Here is a 14,380-nt window from a genome sequence, read left to right as displayed (position 1 = left end):
GCACACTGATCGGATAAGTCGTACACTGGTCGGTCCACCGCAGGCCGGTTCCCTGTCCGGGAACCGGCCTGGTCGTCCCTCAAGGAGGTGCGCCAGGATGACCAGTACGGTCCCCGCGCTCGGAACCCGTACGGCCGAAGGCTCAGCCCTGCAGGCCGTGCTCCTCGACATGGACGGCACCCTGGTGGACACCGAGGGCTTCTGGTGGGACGTGGAGGTCGAGGTCTTCGCCGCCCTGGGCCACACCCTGGACGAGACCTGGCGCCATGTCGTGGTCGGCGGCCCCATGACCCGCAGCGCGGGATTCCTGATCGAGGCCACCGGCGCCGACATCACCCTCGCCGAGCTGACCACGCTGCTCAACGACGGGTTCGAGGACCGCATCGGCCGCTCCCTGCCGCTGATGCCGGGCGCCGGCCGGCTGCTCGCCGAGCTGTACGAGCACGAGATCCCGACCGCCCTGGTCTCCGCCTCCCACCGGCGCATCATCGACCGCGTGCTGGCCGCCCTCGGCCCCCAGCACTTCGCCCTGACCGTGGCCGGCGACGAGGTGTCGCGCACCAAGCCGTACCCGGACCCGTATCTGCTCGCCGCCGCCGGGCTCGGTGCCGATCCGGCCCGCTGCGCGGTGATCGAGGACACCGCGACCGGCGTCGAGTCCGCGGAGGCCGCGGGCTGCCGGGTGGTCGCCGTGCCCTCGGTGGCGCCCATCGCGCAGACCGACGGGCGCACGGTCGTGAGTTCGCTGGAAGAGGTCGACCTGGCATTTCTGTGCAGCCTCATGACGGAAATGCGTTAGTCGTTCACCCAGCGTAAAAGTCCATTGGACGCGGTGGACAAAATTCCGGGGAAGTACACCGGGGTGGAATTCAAAGCGGGCCGCCCGGCCTAATTCCGGTAACCGCCAACCCAGTTGGATGTGTGACGTTCCCCACGTGTGGCGGGCTCGACAACGTTGCCCAGGTGTGCTGATCATCCCGGTTCGGGGTCGTCGGACGTGCCCTTGTGTCCCGATTGATGGGATGCTGCACCAAACCTGCCACTGTCGGGTTTTCGGTCTGTCCACACCCGGTTTCACTGCGTGATGGGGTCTCAACTCGCGCGGCTGTGAACCCTCCTGCGGGCTCGGTCTAATCTCGTCGCGAGAACATCGCAGCAACCCCCGTGATCCGCCGCAGCCACCCCTGCATGCCGGGTACACGGATTCGTACAGCTCTGGAGAAAGTCCCGCATGAACCGCAAGACTTTGGTGCTGCCGGCAGTCGCCGGCCTGCTCACGCCGGTTCTCGCCGCGTGCGGCGGATCCGCCGGCGGGAGCAAGAGCGGGAACGCCATCGTCGTCGGCACCACGGACCGGTTCACCGTCACGAGTGATGCGCCCGCGCCCCTCGACCCCGCCTACGCCTACGACGTCGGCACCTGGAACATCCTGCGCCAGACGGTGCAGACCCTGATGACCCAGCCCAAGGGCGAGGGCGTCCCGGTGCCGGAGGCGGCCGAGAGCTGCTCCTTCACCGACAGCGGCAACGAGCGCTACGCCTGCAAACTGCGGGACGGCCTGACGTTCGCGGGCGGCGACGAGGTCACGGCGGAGGACGTCAAGTACTCCATCGAGCGTGCCCTGCGCATCAACGCCGACAGCGGTGTCGCCGCCCTGCTGAACACCATCGACACGATCGAGACCCAGGGCGACCGCGAGGTCATCTTCCACCTCAAGACGGCCGACGCCACCTTCCCGTACAAGCTGTCCACCCCGGTCGCGGGCATCATCGACCCCAAGGACTACGACCGGCGCAAGCTGCGCGACGGCTTCGAGGTCGACGGCTCCGGCCCGTACACCTTCAAGGCCGACGTCAAGGACAACGCGATCGTCAGCGCCACCTTCACCAAGAACCCGTCCTACAAGGGCAGCGTGCAGGTGAACAACAGCGAGGTCGTGCTGCGCACCTACGAGGACGCGGACGCCATGGGCGCCGCGATCGACAAGGGCGACATCGACGTCATGACCCGCGCCATGTCCCCGGCGCAGATCAGCAAGCTGGACAGCGGCTCCGACTCGAACGTCGACCTGGTGGACATGCCGGGCCTGGAGATCCGCTACCTCGCCTTCAACACCGACGCGCCGACGGTGAAGAGCAAGGCCGTCCGCCAGGCCATGGCCCAGATCATCAACCGCGGCGAACTCGTCTCCAAGGTCTACGGCACCCAGGCCGAGCCGCTGTACTCGCTGGTCCCGGCGACCCTCGCCGGCCACTCCAACTCGTTCTTCAACAAGTACGGCGACCCCAACGTCGGCAAGGCGAAGAACCTGCTCGCCAAGGCCGGCATCACCACCCCGGTGAAGCTGACGCTGCACTACACCACCGACCACTACGGCTCGGCCACCAAGCAGGAGTTCAAGATCCTGCAGCAGCAGCTGGGCGGCAGCGGTCTGTTCGACGTCAGCATCCAGGGCCACCCCTGGGCGTCCTTCCGGCCCGCCGAGAAGAAGGGCCAGTACGACGTCTACGGCATGGGCTGGTTCCCCGACTTCCCGGACGCCGACAACTTCATCGCGCCCTTCCTCGACAAGGGCAACTTCCTGAGCTCGCCGTACTCCAACGGCACGGTCCAGCGCACGCTGATCCCGGAGTCCCGCCGCGAGGCCGACCGGCTCAACGCCACCAAGACCCTGAACGAGATTCAGGACATCGTCGCCGAGGACGTCCCCGTGCTGCCCCTGTGGCAGGGCAAGCAGTACGTCGCCGCACGGAACGACATCACGGGCGTCTCCTACGCCCTCAACTCCTCCTCGACGCTTCAGCTGTGGGAGCTCGGCCGCGGTGTGAGCGGCTGACGTTTCTCTTGCCCGGGGCACGGAACGGGGGCCTCGGATCGACGAACCGACGACAAGGCACACAGTGAACATGCGCAACCAGTGGCCAGTTCTTCCCATCGTGGCGGGGCTGGCCTCCGGCCTGCTGACCGGCTGCGGCACGGAAGACGGTGCATCCGGGGGTACCGGCTCCTCCGTGGTGATGGGGATGTCCGACGACGTCCTCGCCACGGATCCGGCTTCCGGTTACGACCCCGGCTCCTGGCTGTTGTTCAACAACGTCTTCCAGTCGCTGCTCAGCTTCCCCAAGGGCGGCACGGAGCCCGAGCCGGAGGCGGCGAAGCAGTGCTCCTTCACCGACACCCGGGCGATGGTGTACAGGTGCGAGCTGAAGGACGGCCTGACGTTCAGCAACGGTGACGACCTCACCTCCGAGGACGTGAAGTTCTCCTTCGACCGCATGCTGAAGATCAACGACTCGGCCGGCCCGGCGATCATGTTCCCGATGCTCGGCAAGGTCGACGCACCGGACGCGAAGACGGTCGTCTTCCGGCTCAAGGTCCCCGACGCCACCTTCCCCAGCAAGATCGCCTCCGGTGCCGGGTCCATCGTCGACCACCGGCAGTACGACGCGAACGGCCTGCGCACCGACGACAAGGCCGTCGGCTCCGGGCCCTACAAGCTGGACTCCTTCGACAAGGACGAGGCGGTCTTCTCCGTCAACTCCCACTACAAGGGCACCGCCGAGGTCAAGAACTCCGGCGTCACGCTGAAGTTCTTCCACGGCGACCGGGCCGGCCTGAAGACGGCCCTCGAAAGCGGTGACGTCGACATCGCCTACCGTGGTCTGTCCGCGACCGACATCGCCGACCTCGACCAGCAGGACGGCAAGAAGGGCGTCGAGGTCATCGAGGGCAGCAGCGCCGAGGTCCAGCACCTGGTCTTCAACATGAAGGACCCGGTCGCCGGCAAGGTCGGCGTCCGCAAGGCCATGGCCTACCTCCTCGACCGCGACGCCCTGGTCAAGAACGTCTACCAGGGCACGGCCACCCCGCTGTACTCGATCATCCCGGCGGGCATCGCGGGCCACAACACGGCGTTCTTCGACACCTACGGCGCCCGCCCCTCCAAGGAGAAGGCCGCCGCCGCGCTGCGCGCCGACGGCATCACCGGCAAGGTGAAGCTCACCCTGTGGTCCACGCCGTCCCGTTACGGCCCCGCCACCGACGAGGAGCTGAAGGCCATCGCCGGCCAGCTCAACGCGAGCGGACTGTTCCAGGCCGACGTCAAGTCCGTCGGCTTCGACCAGTACGAGAAGGACATCGCCCAGGGCAAGTACGGCGTGTACGTGAAGGGCTGGGTGCCGGACTACCCGGACGCCGACAACTTCACGGCCCCCTTCTTCGGCAAGGGCAACGTGCTGGGCAACAACTACAGCAACAACACCATCACCGGCTCCCTCATCCCCGGCACGGCCGCGCAGAGCGACCGCGCCGCGACCGACAAGGACTTCGGGAAGCTGCAGGACATCGTCGCCGACGAGCTGCCCGTGCTGCCGGTCTGGCAGGCCAAGCAGTACGCGCTCGTCCGCGACGGCGTCTACGGTCTGGAGTACTGCCTGGACGCCTCGACGGTGTTCCGGTTCTGGGAACTGAGCAAGAGCTGACGGCCCCGGTCCCGGCCATGCGAAAGGGCGCCCTTCCCCGCGGGGAAGGGCGCCCTCGGCGTATTTCCGTACCGCCCGTACGTGCTACTGCGCGCCGGGCCGCACCAGGCCGCTCTCGTACGCGTACACCGCGGCCTGCACCCGGTCCCTGAGGCCCAGCTTGGTCAGGACGTGCCCGACGTGCGTCTTGACCGTGGTCTCGCTGACGAACAGGTCGGCGGCGATCTCGGCGTTGGACAGCCCGCGCGCCACCAGCTTCAGCACCTCCACCTCGCGGTCGGTGAGGGTGTGCAGGGTGTCCGGCACGGGCTCCTCGCCGGAGGGCAGGTGCGTGGCGTACTTGTCCAGCAGACGGCGGGTGATGCTCGGCGCCAGCATGGCCTCGCCGGCCGCCACGACCCGGATCGCCTGCACCAGCTCGTTGGCGGGCGCGTCCTTGAGCAGGAAGCCGCTCGCCCCGGCCCGCAGCGCCTCCACCACGTACTCGTCGAGGTCGAACGTGGTCAGCACGAGCACCTTCGCCGGGCCGTCCCGACCCGGACCGGAGATCTGCCGGGTCGCCTCCACCCCGTCCATCCGCGGCATCCGGATGTCCATGAGCACGACATCGGGCTGCAGGGCGCGCACCTGGTCGAGGGCCTGCAGGCCGTCACCGGCCTCGCCCACGACCGCGATGTCCTGCTCGGCCTCCAGAATCATGCGGAAACCGGTACGCAGCAGGGGCTGGTCGTCGACCAGTAGGACGCGGATGGCCACGTGACACTCCTTCGCTAGTCCCGGCCCATTCTGCCCTGCTGCACGGCCTCCGACTCAGGCGCCCTCACCGGCAGCGGATAGGGCGGGGGAGTGCCGCCGAACTCCGGGCAGTGCGCCTGGTGGTCGCACCAGCCGCACAGCTTGGTCGGCCGGGGCCGCCACTCCCCGGTGTCCGTGGCCCGCCTGATGGCCTCCCACAGGGCGAGCAGCTTGCGCTCCACGCGCTCCAGGTCGGCGAGGACGGGGTCGTACGTCAGCACGTCCCCGCTGCCGAGATAGACGAGCTGGAGCCGGCGCGGGACCACCCGCTTCAGCCGCCACACGACGAGCGCGTAGAACTTCATCTGGAACAGTGCGCCCTCGGCGTACTCCGGCCGCGGCGCCTTGCCCGTCTTGTAGTCGACGATCCGCACCTCGCCCGTGGGCGCCACGTCCACCCGGTCGATGATCCCGCGCAGCCGCAGACCCGACTCCAGCTCGGCCTCCACGAACAGCTCCCGCTCGGCGGGCTCCAGCCGGGACGGGTCCTCCAGCGTGAACCAGCGCTCCACGAGCTGCTCGGCCTCGCCGAGCCAGCGGGCCAGCCGCTCACCCTCGGGGTCGTCGGCGAACAGCTCGCCGACCTCGGGCCTGCTCTCCCGCAGCCGGTCCCACTGGCCCGGGATCAGCGCCTTGGCCCGCGGCGCGGTCCGCTCCCCGGCGGGGGCGTCGAACAACCGCTCCAGCACGGCGTGCACCAGCGTGCCCCGGGTCGCCGCCTCGCTCGGCTTCTCCGGCAACCGGTCGATCACCCGGAACCGGTACAACAGCGGACACTGCATGAAGTCACCGGCGCGCGACGGGGACAACGACGTGGGCGCCATGGCGGCACGCTCACCCGCCGACCCGGCGGCCTCACCGCTGGAGCCGGCTGTCCCTGAGTCCTCGACCGCGCCGGGCCGTGTCCCCGCGTCCTCGCTGCTGCTGTCCATGACCCCAGACCATACGGCCCGGCACTGACAGTGACCCAGCCGCGGGCGCGTCGGGCGCTCGGCAGCGGGGCAAACACAGGGGGTGCCGGGGCGGAACGTGTCACCACGGCCGCATACCATCGACCCAGACCCTTCCGCCCGGTTGGTGCGGAAGACGCTTCGAACGAGGGGACAGCGTGGACGTGAGCGGCGGGAGCGGGCAGCCGCGGTCCGGCAACGACGAGCCGGCCGAGCACCCCGCAGGTCCTACGGCCCCGACGACCGGAACCACCGACCACCCCGGGCCGGAGCCCCACGACGCCCCGACGCCCCCGCCTCCCGCGGACCGGGACCCCCACCCGGATCCCGACACCGGCGAAGACACCCCGACCGAGCCCCCGCACCCGACGACCGGCAAGGACGCCGGGAACGCCGGGAACGCCGGGGACGCCGGGGACACCGGGGCCGGCGAAGAGGCGCCCGCCGCAGGCACCCGCACCGGGTCCGGCGAGCACCGGACCCTCGCCCACTCCGGGATCGCCAAGGGGGAGCCGCCCCAGCCGCCGGCCAAGGAACCCGGTGGCGGGCTGCTCATGGGCCGGCCCTTCGGCGTGCCGGTGTACGTCGCGCCGAGCTGGTTCCTGGTCGCCGCGCTGATCACCTGGGTCTTCGGCGGCCAGCTGGACCGTGTGCTGCCCGAACTGGGCGCCGCCCGCTATCTGGTGTCCCTGTTCTTCGCCGTCGCCTTCTACGCCTCCGTGCTGGTCCACGAGCTGGCCCACACGGTCGCCGCGATCCGCTTCAAGCTCCCGGTCCGCCGCATCCAGCTCCAGTTCTTCGGCGGCGTCTCCGAGATCGAGAAGGAGGCCGAGACCCCGGGCCGGGAGTTCGTCCTGGCCTTCGTCGGGCCGCTGCTCTCGCTCGTCCTCGCCGGGATCTTCTACCTGGCGATGAAACCGGTGGAGCCCGACACCGTCCCCGGTGTCCTGCTGGCCGGCCTGATGATCTCCAACCTCATCGTCGCCGCCTTCAACCTGCTGCCCGGCCTGCCCCTGGACGGCGGCCGCATGCTCCGCGCCGTCGTCTGGAAGATCACCGGCAAGCCCATGAGCGGCACCGTCGCCGCCGCCTGGGTCGGCCGCGCCCTCGCCATCTCGGTCCTGGTCGGTCTCCCGCTGCTCAACCAGTCCGGCGCCCTCGGCGGCGGCAGCGAGGAGATCAGCGGCATGGACACCGTCACCGACGCCCTGCTCGCCGCCATCCTCGCCGCGATCATCTGGACCGGCGCCGGCAACAGCCTGCGCATGGCCCGGCTGCGCGAGCACCTCCCCGAGCTGCGGGCCCGCACCCTGACCCGGCGGGCCGTACCGGTGCAGACCGACACCCCGCTCTCCGAGGCCCTGCGCCGCGCCAACGCCGCCGGTGCCCGCGCCCTGGTCGTCGTCGACGCCGAGGGTCACCCCCTCTCCCTCGTCCGCGAGGCCGCCATCGTCGGCGTACCCGAGCACCGCCGCCCCTGGGTCGCAGTCAGCGGCCTCGCCCAGGAGCTGACCGACGGCATGCGGGTCTCCGCCGAGCTGTCCGGGGAGGAGCTGCTGGACGTCCTGCGGGCCACACCGGCGACCGAGTACCTGGTGGTCGAGGAGAGCGGTGAGATCTACGGCGTCCTGTCCGCCGCGGACGTCGAACGCGCCTTCGTGAAGGCCATGGCGAGGCCGTCCTAGTGGTCGGCGGCTCCCTCAGGTGCCGGTAGGCTGGTCACATGTCCGAACCGACCGGTGCCGCCCGCAGGCGCGGGCCCTTCAAGGTCGGGGACCAGGTTCAGCTGACCGACCCCAAGGGCCGCCACTACACGTTCACGCTCGAAGCCGGGAAGAACTTCCACACCCACAAGGGCTCCTTCCCGCACGACGAACTGATCGGTGCTCCCGAGGGCAGCGTTGTCCGCACCACCGGCAACGTGGCCTACCTCGCGCTGCGCCCCCTGCTCCCCGACTACGTCCTGTCCATGCCCCGCGGGGCAGCCGTCGTCTACCCCAAGGACGCGGGGCAGATCCTCGCCTTCGCCGACATCTTCCCCGGCGCCCGCGTCGTGGAGGCCGGTGTCGGCTCCGGCTCGCTCAGCAGCTTCCTGCTGCGCGCCATCGGCGACCAGGGCATGCTGCACTCCTACGAGCGCCGCGAGGACTTCGCCGAGATCGCCCAGCAGAACGTGGAACGCTACTTCGGCGGCCCGCACCCCGCCTGGCAGCTCACCGTCGGCGACCTGCAGGACAACCTGTCCGACGTCGACGTGGACCGCGTCATCCTCGACATGCTCGCCCCCTGGGAGTGCCTGGAGGCCGTCTCCAAGGCGCTGGTGCCCGGCGGCATCCTGTGCTGCTACGTGGCCACCACCACCCAGCTCGCCCGGACCGTCGAGTCCATCCGGGAGATCGGCTGCTTCAACGAGCCGACCGCCTGGGAGACGATGATCCGCAACTGGCACATCGAGGGCCTGGCCGTCCGCCCGGACCACCGGATGATCGGCCACACCGGCTTCCTGCTCACCGCCCGCCGCCTCGCGGACGGCGTCGAGCCGCCCATGCGCCGCCGCCGCCCCGCCAAGGGCGCCTACGGCGAGGACTACGCCGGCCCCAACGCCGAGGGCGGCTCCGGCCGCTGACCCGCTCCCACCGAGCACAACGCGAGGGCGCCGTGCCCGAGTTCCCGGCCGATCCGGGGAACTCGGGCACGGCGCCCTCGCGTTGACACGGCACCAGGAGGTGTACGGCCCCACGCGCGCGTGTGCACTTCGCCGGCGAAAATCCCGTACCGACCCCGCCGTTCCCCCGCACTGTGACGTGTGGCACCATGCAGGCCACCCCCCCACCGGCACAGCCCTCACAGGAGACACTCCTAGTGCAGCAATCCGCCGTTCCGGAGCTCGCCCACACGCACGCCGGGCCCATCCACTGGGTCGCCACGGCCACCGCGGTCGCCGGCGTGATCGCCCTGTCCTCCGTCGTCCAGCCCGGCTCGGCCACGGCCGCCCAACCGGCCCCCGGCACCGAGGCCAAGTCGGCCCCCGCCGCCGTCGCGCCGCCCAGCACGACGGGCGTGGACTTCCCCCTCGACTGCGGACCGGTGAAGGAGTTGGTGGTGAAGCAGGCCGCCGGCGACCTGGACGGCGACGGCAGACCGGAAACCGTCGCGGTCGTGCACTGCGACGCCCCCATGGGCACCCCGCCCGACGGCGTCTACGTCCTCACCCGGGGCACGGACGGCGGCAAGGCCCGCGTGGTCGCCACGCTCGTCGACCCCAAGGACCGCCTCACCGTCACCGACTTCGCCCTGCGCGCGGGTGCCGTCAGCGCCACCCTGCTCGGCTACTCCTCGTCCGACGTGCCCAGTTGCTGCCCCGACGTGAAAACCCCGGCCAAGTGGCGGTGGAACGGCACCGCGTTCCTCCGCTCCACCCCGGCCGGGGCTCACAGCGTCTGACCCAGGGCCTGTCCGAGGCCCGGCTCACTCCGAGTCGGGCCCGTACACCTCGACCTTGTCCGAAACCCGGCGCACGTGGATGCACTCGCCGGGGCACTCCTTCGCCGAGTCCACGACGTCCGTGAGCAGCGGCAGCGGCACCGGGGTCGTGGCTCCCTTGTGCAAGAGCAGCTCGTCGTCCGCGCCCTTCACATAGGCCAGCCCGTCGATGTCCAGCTCGAACACCTCGGGGGCGTACTGGGCGCAGATCCCGTCGCCGGTACACAGGTCCTGGTCGATCCAGACCTCCAGCGCCTCGCCGCCCGGGGCCTCCTGCTGCACGGTCATCTCTCCTGCCTTCGGTTCGCCGGGCGGTGCCCGAGGCACGAAGGCCAGCCGGGTCCGCTCCAGCGGCTGTTGAACACCTCGACCCTACCTCCGCCTGCTTTGCGCCGACGGAGAAGCACTTCAGGCCGGCCCAACGGTGACGCCCACCGTTCGTATCGTCGCTCTGCGTGATGATCGCAGGAGCGTCCGCAGGCCTGCCCGCGTACCGGCCGACCGGCCCGGAAGGGACAACTCCGGCCAGTCCTGAAGGGTTTTGACCGCCCCCGACAAGGAACAACCCGCTTCTGAATCACGTTGAGTGGGTATTCCCTCCGTGCGAGAGGGAGCGCACCGGGTGACCGACGACACACCTTGACAGTCTCTGTGATCTAGGGGTTTCAATCGTCACCCACCCAGGTAGGGTCTGGAAGCGTCCAGCTCCCCTTGGAGGAGGTGAGGACCGTGGCAGCCCACGACGACGACATGAACCGCGGCATCCGCCCGGGACGAGGGTCCGACGACCCGGCCGGGCAGATCGCCTACCTTGAGCAGGAGATCGCCGTCCTGCGACGCAAGCTCGCCGACTCTCCGCGACACACGAGGATTCTCGAAGAGCGGATCGTCGAGCTGCAGACCAACCTGGCCGGCGTCTCCGCGCAGAACGAGCGACTGGCCAACACGCTCCGCGAGGCCCGCGACCAGATCGTGGCCCTCAAGGAGGAGGTCGACCGGCTCGCCCAGCCGCCGGCCGGCTTCGGTGTCTTCCTGCAGGCCAACGAGGACGGCACGGCCGACATCTTCACCGGCGGTCGCAAACTGCGGGTGAACGTCAGCCCGAGCGTCGAACTCGACGACCTCAGGCGCGGCCAGGAGGTCATGCTCAACGAGGCGCTCAACGTGGTCGAGGCCATGGAGTACGAGAGCGTCGGGGACATCGTCACCCTCAAGGAGATCCTCGAGGACGGCGAGCGCGCCCTGGTGCTCGGGCACACCGACGAGGAGCGGGTGGTGCGGCTCGCGGAGCCGCTGCTGGACGTCACCATCCGTCCCGGCGACGCCCTGCTGCTCGAGCCCCGCTCCGGCTACGTCTACGAGGTCGTGCCCAAGAGCGAGGTCGAGGAGCTCGTCCTCGAAGAGGTCCCCGACATCGGCTACGAGCAGATCGGTGGCCTCGGCAACCAGATCGAGGCGATCCGCGACGCGGTCGAGCTGCCGTACCTCTACCCGGACCTGTTCAAGGAGCACGAGCTGCGGCCGCCGAAGGGCGTCCTGCTCTACGGGCCTCCCGGCTGCGGCAAGACGCTGATCGCCAAGGCCGTCGCGAACTCGCTGGCCAAGAAGGTCGCCGAGGTGACCGGCCAGGCCGCCGGCAAGAGCTTCTTCCTCAACATCAAGGGCCCCGAGCTGCTCAACAAGTACGTCGGCGAGACCGAGCGGCAGATCCGCCTGGTCTTCCAGCGTGCGCGTGAGAAGGCCAGCGAGGGCACCCCCGTGATCGTCTTCTTCGACGAGATGGAGTCCCTCTTCCGCACCCGCGGCTCCGGTGTCAGCTCGGACGTGGAGAACACCATCGTCCCGCAGCTGCTCGCCGAGATCGACGGTGTGGAGGGCCTGCAGAACGTGGTGGTGATCGGTGCCTCCAACCGTGAGGACATGATCGACCCCGCCATCCTGCGCCCCGGCCGGCTCGACGTGAAGATCAAGATCGAGCGTCCGGACGCCGAGGCGGCGAAGGACATCTTCGGCAAGTACCTCACCGAGCGGCTCCCGCTGCACGCCGACGACCTCGGCGAGCACGGCGGCAGCAAGGAGACGACCGTCCAGAGCATGATCCAGACGGCGGTCGAGCACATGTACGCCGAATCCGAGGAGAACCGCTTCCTGGAGGTCACCTACGCCAATGGCGACAAGGAAGTCCTCTACTTCAAGGACTTCAATTCCGGCGCCATGATCGAGAACATCGTGGGCCGCGCCAAGAAGATGGCGATCAAGGACTTCCTGGAGAAGAACCAGAAGGGTCTCCGCGTCTCCCACCTGCTCCAGGCCTGCGTGGACGAGTTCAAGGAGAACGAGGACCTGCCCAACACCACCAACCCGGACGACTGGGCCCGGATCTCCGGAAAGAAGGGCGAGCGGATCGTGTACATCCGTACGCTCATCACCGGAAAGCAGGGTGCGGACACCGGCCGCTCGATCGACACGGTGGCGAATACCGGTCAGTACCTGTAAAGGCAGGGCGGCTGCGGGTGCCCTCGGCGGGTACCCGCAGCCGACTGTTTTTCTGGCCACGACCGGAGCAGGCAATGACGCAAATGATCTCCCCACCAGCGCAAAGGCGTTCTAGGCTCGTTCCTACCGCCGAGTCGCGCAGTGCGGGGACGGGCACCGCACACGCACCGGAGCTCCAGCGGTACTTGAGCGGCGCCCACGACCGAGGGTGCCGCCGGGCAAGGAGGGCCGCATGACCGTACGGCGAGTAATGGGCATCGAGACGGAGTACGGGATCTCCGTCCCCGGCCACCCGAACGCCAATGCCATGCTCACCTCGTCCCAGATCGTCAACGCCTACGCGGCGGCGATGCACCGGGCCCGCCGGGCCCGCTGGGACTTCGAGGAGGAGAATCCGCTACGGGACGCGCGAGGCTTCGACCTCGCCCGGGAGGCCGCCGACGCCAGCCAGCTCACCGACGAGGACATCGGCCTCGCCAACGTGATCCTCACCAACGGTGCGCGCCTGTACGTGGACCATGCCCACCCCGAGTACAGCGCCCCCGAGGTGACCAATCCCCGCGACGCCGTCCTCTGGGACAAGGCCGGCGAGCGGATCATGGCCGAGGCCGCCGAGCGGGCCGCCCAGCTGCCCGGCGCCCAGCCGATCCACCTCTACAAGAACAACACCGACAACAAGGGCGCCTCCTACGGCACGCACGAGAACTACCTGATGAAGCGGGAGACCCCCTTCTCGGACATCGTGCGCCACCTCACGCCCTTCTTCGTCTCCCGGCAGGTCTTCGCCGGAGCGGGCCGCGTCGGCATCGGTCAGGACGGGCACGAGCACGGCTTCCAGCTCAGTCAGCGCGCGGACTACTTCGAGGTCGAGGTGGGCCTGGAGACCACCCTCAAGCGCCCGATCATCAACACCCGGGACGAGCCCCACGCGGACGCGGAGAAGTACCGCCGCCTGCACGTGATCATCGGCGACGCCAACCTCTCCGAGATCTCCACCTACCTCAAACTGGGCACGACCGCCCTGGTCCTGTCCATGATCGAGGACGGCTTCATCGCGGTCGACCTCGCGGTCGACCAGCCCGTGCGCACGCTCCACCAGGTCTCCCACGACCCGTCCCTCAAGCGCCTGGTCACCCTCCGCAGCGGCCGGACACTCACCGCGGTCCAGTTGCAGATGGAGTACTTCGAGCTGTCGCGCAAGTACGTGGAGGAGCGCTTCGGGGCGGACGCCGACGAGCAGACCAAGGACGTGCTCGCACGCTGGGAGGACACGCTCAACCGGCTGGAGAACGACCCGATGAGCCTGGCCGGCGAGCTGGACTGGGTCGCCAAGCGGGAGCTGATGGAGGGCTACCGCCGCCGTGACGGCCTCGACTGGGACGCCGCCCGGCTGCACCTGGTCGACCTGCAGTACGCCGACGTACGCGCCGAGAAGGGCCTCTACAACCGTCTGGCGGCCCGCGGGCGCATGAAGCGGCTCCTGGACGAGTCCGAGGTCGACAGGGCCCGTACCAAGCCGCCGGAGGACACGCGCGCATACTTCCGCGGCCGCTGCCTGGAGCAGTACGCGGACGACGTGGCCGCGGCCTCCTGGGACTCGGTCATCTTCGATCTGCCCGGCCGGGACTCCCTCCAACGCGTTCCAACCCTCGAACCGCTTCGCGGAACGCGAAATCACGTCAAGGAGCTGCTGGACCGCTGCCGCACGGCGGAAGACCTGGTCAGGGTCCTGTCAGGCGGCTGAGCGCGGCCGGCCGGTCCGCGCACCGGCCCGGGCGGACAGGGTGGAAATCCCGCCGCCCGGGAATCATCGAGGTGGCCCCCGCACGTTGTGGAAACTGCGGGGCCGATGTCGGACCCGGCTTGTAGGGTCTGATCATCACCGATCGGCAGGAATGCCGACCCGTCGACCATGTCGGGCGAACTGAGCGGGGTGAGGGTTATGGCAACCAAGGACACCGGCGGCGGCCAGCAGAAGGCAACGCGCTCCACCGAGGAGGTCGAGGAGCAGGCGCAGGACGCGCAGGCTTCCGAGGACCTCAAGGAGCGGCACGAGAAGCTGAGCGATGACGTGGACTCCGTGCTGGACGAGATTGACGACGTCCTCGAGGAGAATGCAGAGGATTTCGTACGCTCATTCGTTCAGAAGGGTGGCCAGTAGGCCACTTTACCTTC

At 69.3% G+C, this 14,380-nt stretch carries 12 protein-coding genes; 9 read left to right on the top strand and 3 right to left on the bottom strand.

Annotated elements, in window-relative coordinates; genetic code table 11:
• Positions 1 to 97: 97 nt before the first annotated feature.
• The 3 genes from ACFY3C_RS10925 (at position 98) to ACFY3C_RS10915 (ending at position 4,481) form a co-directional block, all read left to right on the top strand.
• Positions 98 to 799 carry an HAD family hydrolase gene (locus ACFY3C_RS10925; protein ID WP_390770523.1) on the top strand — a complete coding sequence of 234 codons (702 nt, stop codon included), beginning with the start codon at positions 98 to 100 and terminating at the stop codon, positions 797 to 799.
• Between the two features lie 432 nt (positions 800 to 1,231).
• A complete protein-coding gene (locus ACFY3C_RS10920) occupies positions 1,232 to 2,836 on the top strand; it encodes an ABC transporter substrate-binding protein (protein WP_390770522.1) in 1,605 nt (534 codons plus the stop codon).
• 64 nt (positions 2,837 to 2,900) lie between these two features.
• Entirely contained in the window at positions 2,901 to 4,481 is a 1,581-nt protein-coding gene (locus ACFY3C_RS10915; protein WP_390770521.1) for an ABC transporter substrate-binding protein, read from the top strand.
• A gap of 84 nt (positions 4,482 to 4,565) precedes the next feature.
• On the opposite strand, the gene ACFY3C_RS10910 is transcribed toward ACFY3C_RS10915, so the two are convergent.
• Positions 4,566 to 5,237, bottom strand: a complete 672-nt coding sequence (locus ACFY3C_RS10910) for a response regulator transcription factor (protein ID WP_094216819.1) — start codon at positions 5,235 to 5,237, stop codon at positions 4,566 to 4,568.
• 14 nt (positions 5,238 to 5,251) lie between these two features.
• Positions 5,252 to 6,208: a RecB family exonuclease gene (locus ACFY3C_RS10905; protein WP_390770520.1), complete on the bottom strand. Its 957-nt coding sequence runs from the start codon at positions 6,206 to 6,208 to the stop codon at positions 5,252 to 5,254.
• Positions 6,209 to 6,384: 176 nt separating this feature from the next.
• On the opposite strand from ACFY3C_RS10905, the gene ACFY3C_RS10900 reads away from it, so the two are divergent.
• The 3 genes from ACFY3C_RS10900 (at position 6,385) to ACFY3C_RS10890 (ending at position 9,670) form a co-directional block, all read left to right on the top strand.
• Entirely contained in the window at positions 6,385 to 7,911 is a 1,527-nt protein-coding gene (locus ACFY3C_RS10900) for a site-2 protease family protein (RefSeq protein WP_390770519.1), read from the top strand.
• A gap of 38 nt (positions 7,912 to 7,949) precedes the next feature.
• A complete protein-coding gene (locus tag ACFY3C_RS10895) occupies positions 7,950 to 8,852 on the top strand; it encodes a tRNA (adenine-N1)-methyltransferase (protein WP_386574700.1) in 903 nt (300 codons plus the stop codon).
• A 236-nt stretch (positions 8,853 to 9,088) separates the two neighbouring features.
• A complete protein-coding gene (locus tag ACFY3C_RS10890) occupies positions 9,089 to 9,670 on the top strand; it encodes a hypothetical protein (RefSeq protein ID WP_386574701.1) in 582 nt (193 codons plus the stop codon).
• A gap of 24 nt (positions 9,671 to 9,694) precedes the next feature.
• Here ACFY3C_RS10890 and ACFY3C_RS10885 read toward each other — a convergent pair whose 3' ends face one another.
• On the bottom strand, positions 9,695 to 9,997 hold the full coding sequence (locus ACFY3C_RS10885; protein ID WP_390770518.1) for a ferredoxin: 303 nt from the start codon (positions 9,995 to 9,997) through the stop codon (positions 9,695 to 9,697).
• 441 nt (positions 9,998 to 10,438) lie between these two features.
• On the opposite strand from ACFY3C_RS10885, the gene arc reads away from it, so the two are divergent.
• From arc to ACFY3C_RS10870, 3 genes are all read left to right on the top strand, one after another.
• Positions 10,439 to 12,205 carry a proteasome ATPase gene (gene arc / locus ACFY3C_RS10880; protein WP_386574703.1) on the top strand — a complete coding sequence of 589 codons (1,767 nt, stop codon included), beginning with the start codon at positions 10,439 to 10,441 and terminating at the stop codon, positions 12,203 to 12,205.
• Positions 12,206 to 12,437: 232 nt separating this feature from the next.
• Positions 12,438 to 13,949, top strand: coding sequence for a depupylase/deamidase Dop (gene dop / locus ACFY3C_RS10875; RefSeq protein ID WP_386574704.1), 1,512 nt, complete (start codon positions 12,438 to 12,440; stop codon positions 13,947 to 13,949).
• Between the two features lie 198 nt (positions 13,950 to 14,147).
• A complete protein-coding gene (locus tag ACFY3C_RS10870; RefSeq protein ID WP_030608326.1) occupies positions 14,148 to 14,366 on the top strand; it encodes a ubiquitin-like protein Pup in 219 nt (72 codons plus the stop codon).
• Positions 14,367 to 14,380: the final 14 nt, after the last annotated feature.

The organism is Streptomyces sp. NPDC001410 (assembly GCF_042895235.1).
Classification (GTDB): domain Bacteria; phylum Actinomycetota; class Actinomycetes; order Streptomycetales; family Streptomycetaceae; genus Streptomyces.
The sequence above is the reverse complement of the archived record's forward strand: the minus strand, read 5'-3'. Positions and strand labels throughout refer to the sequence as shown.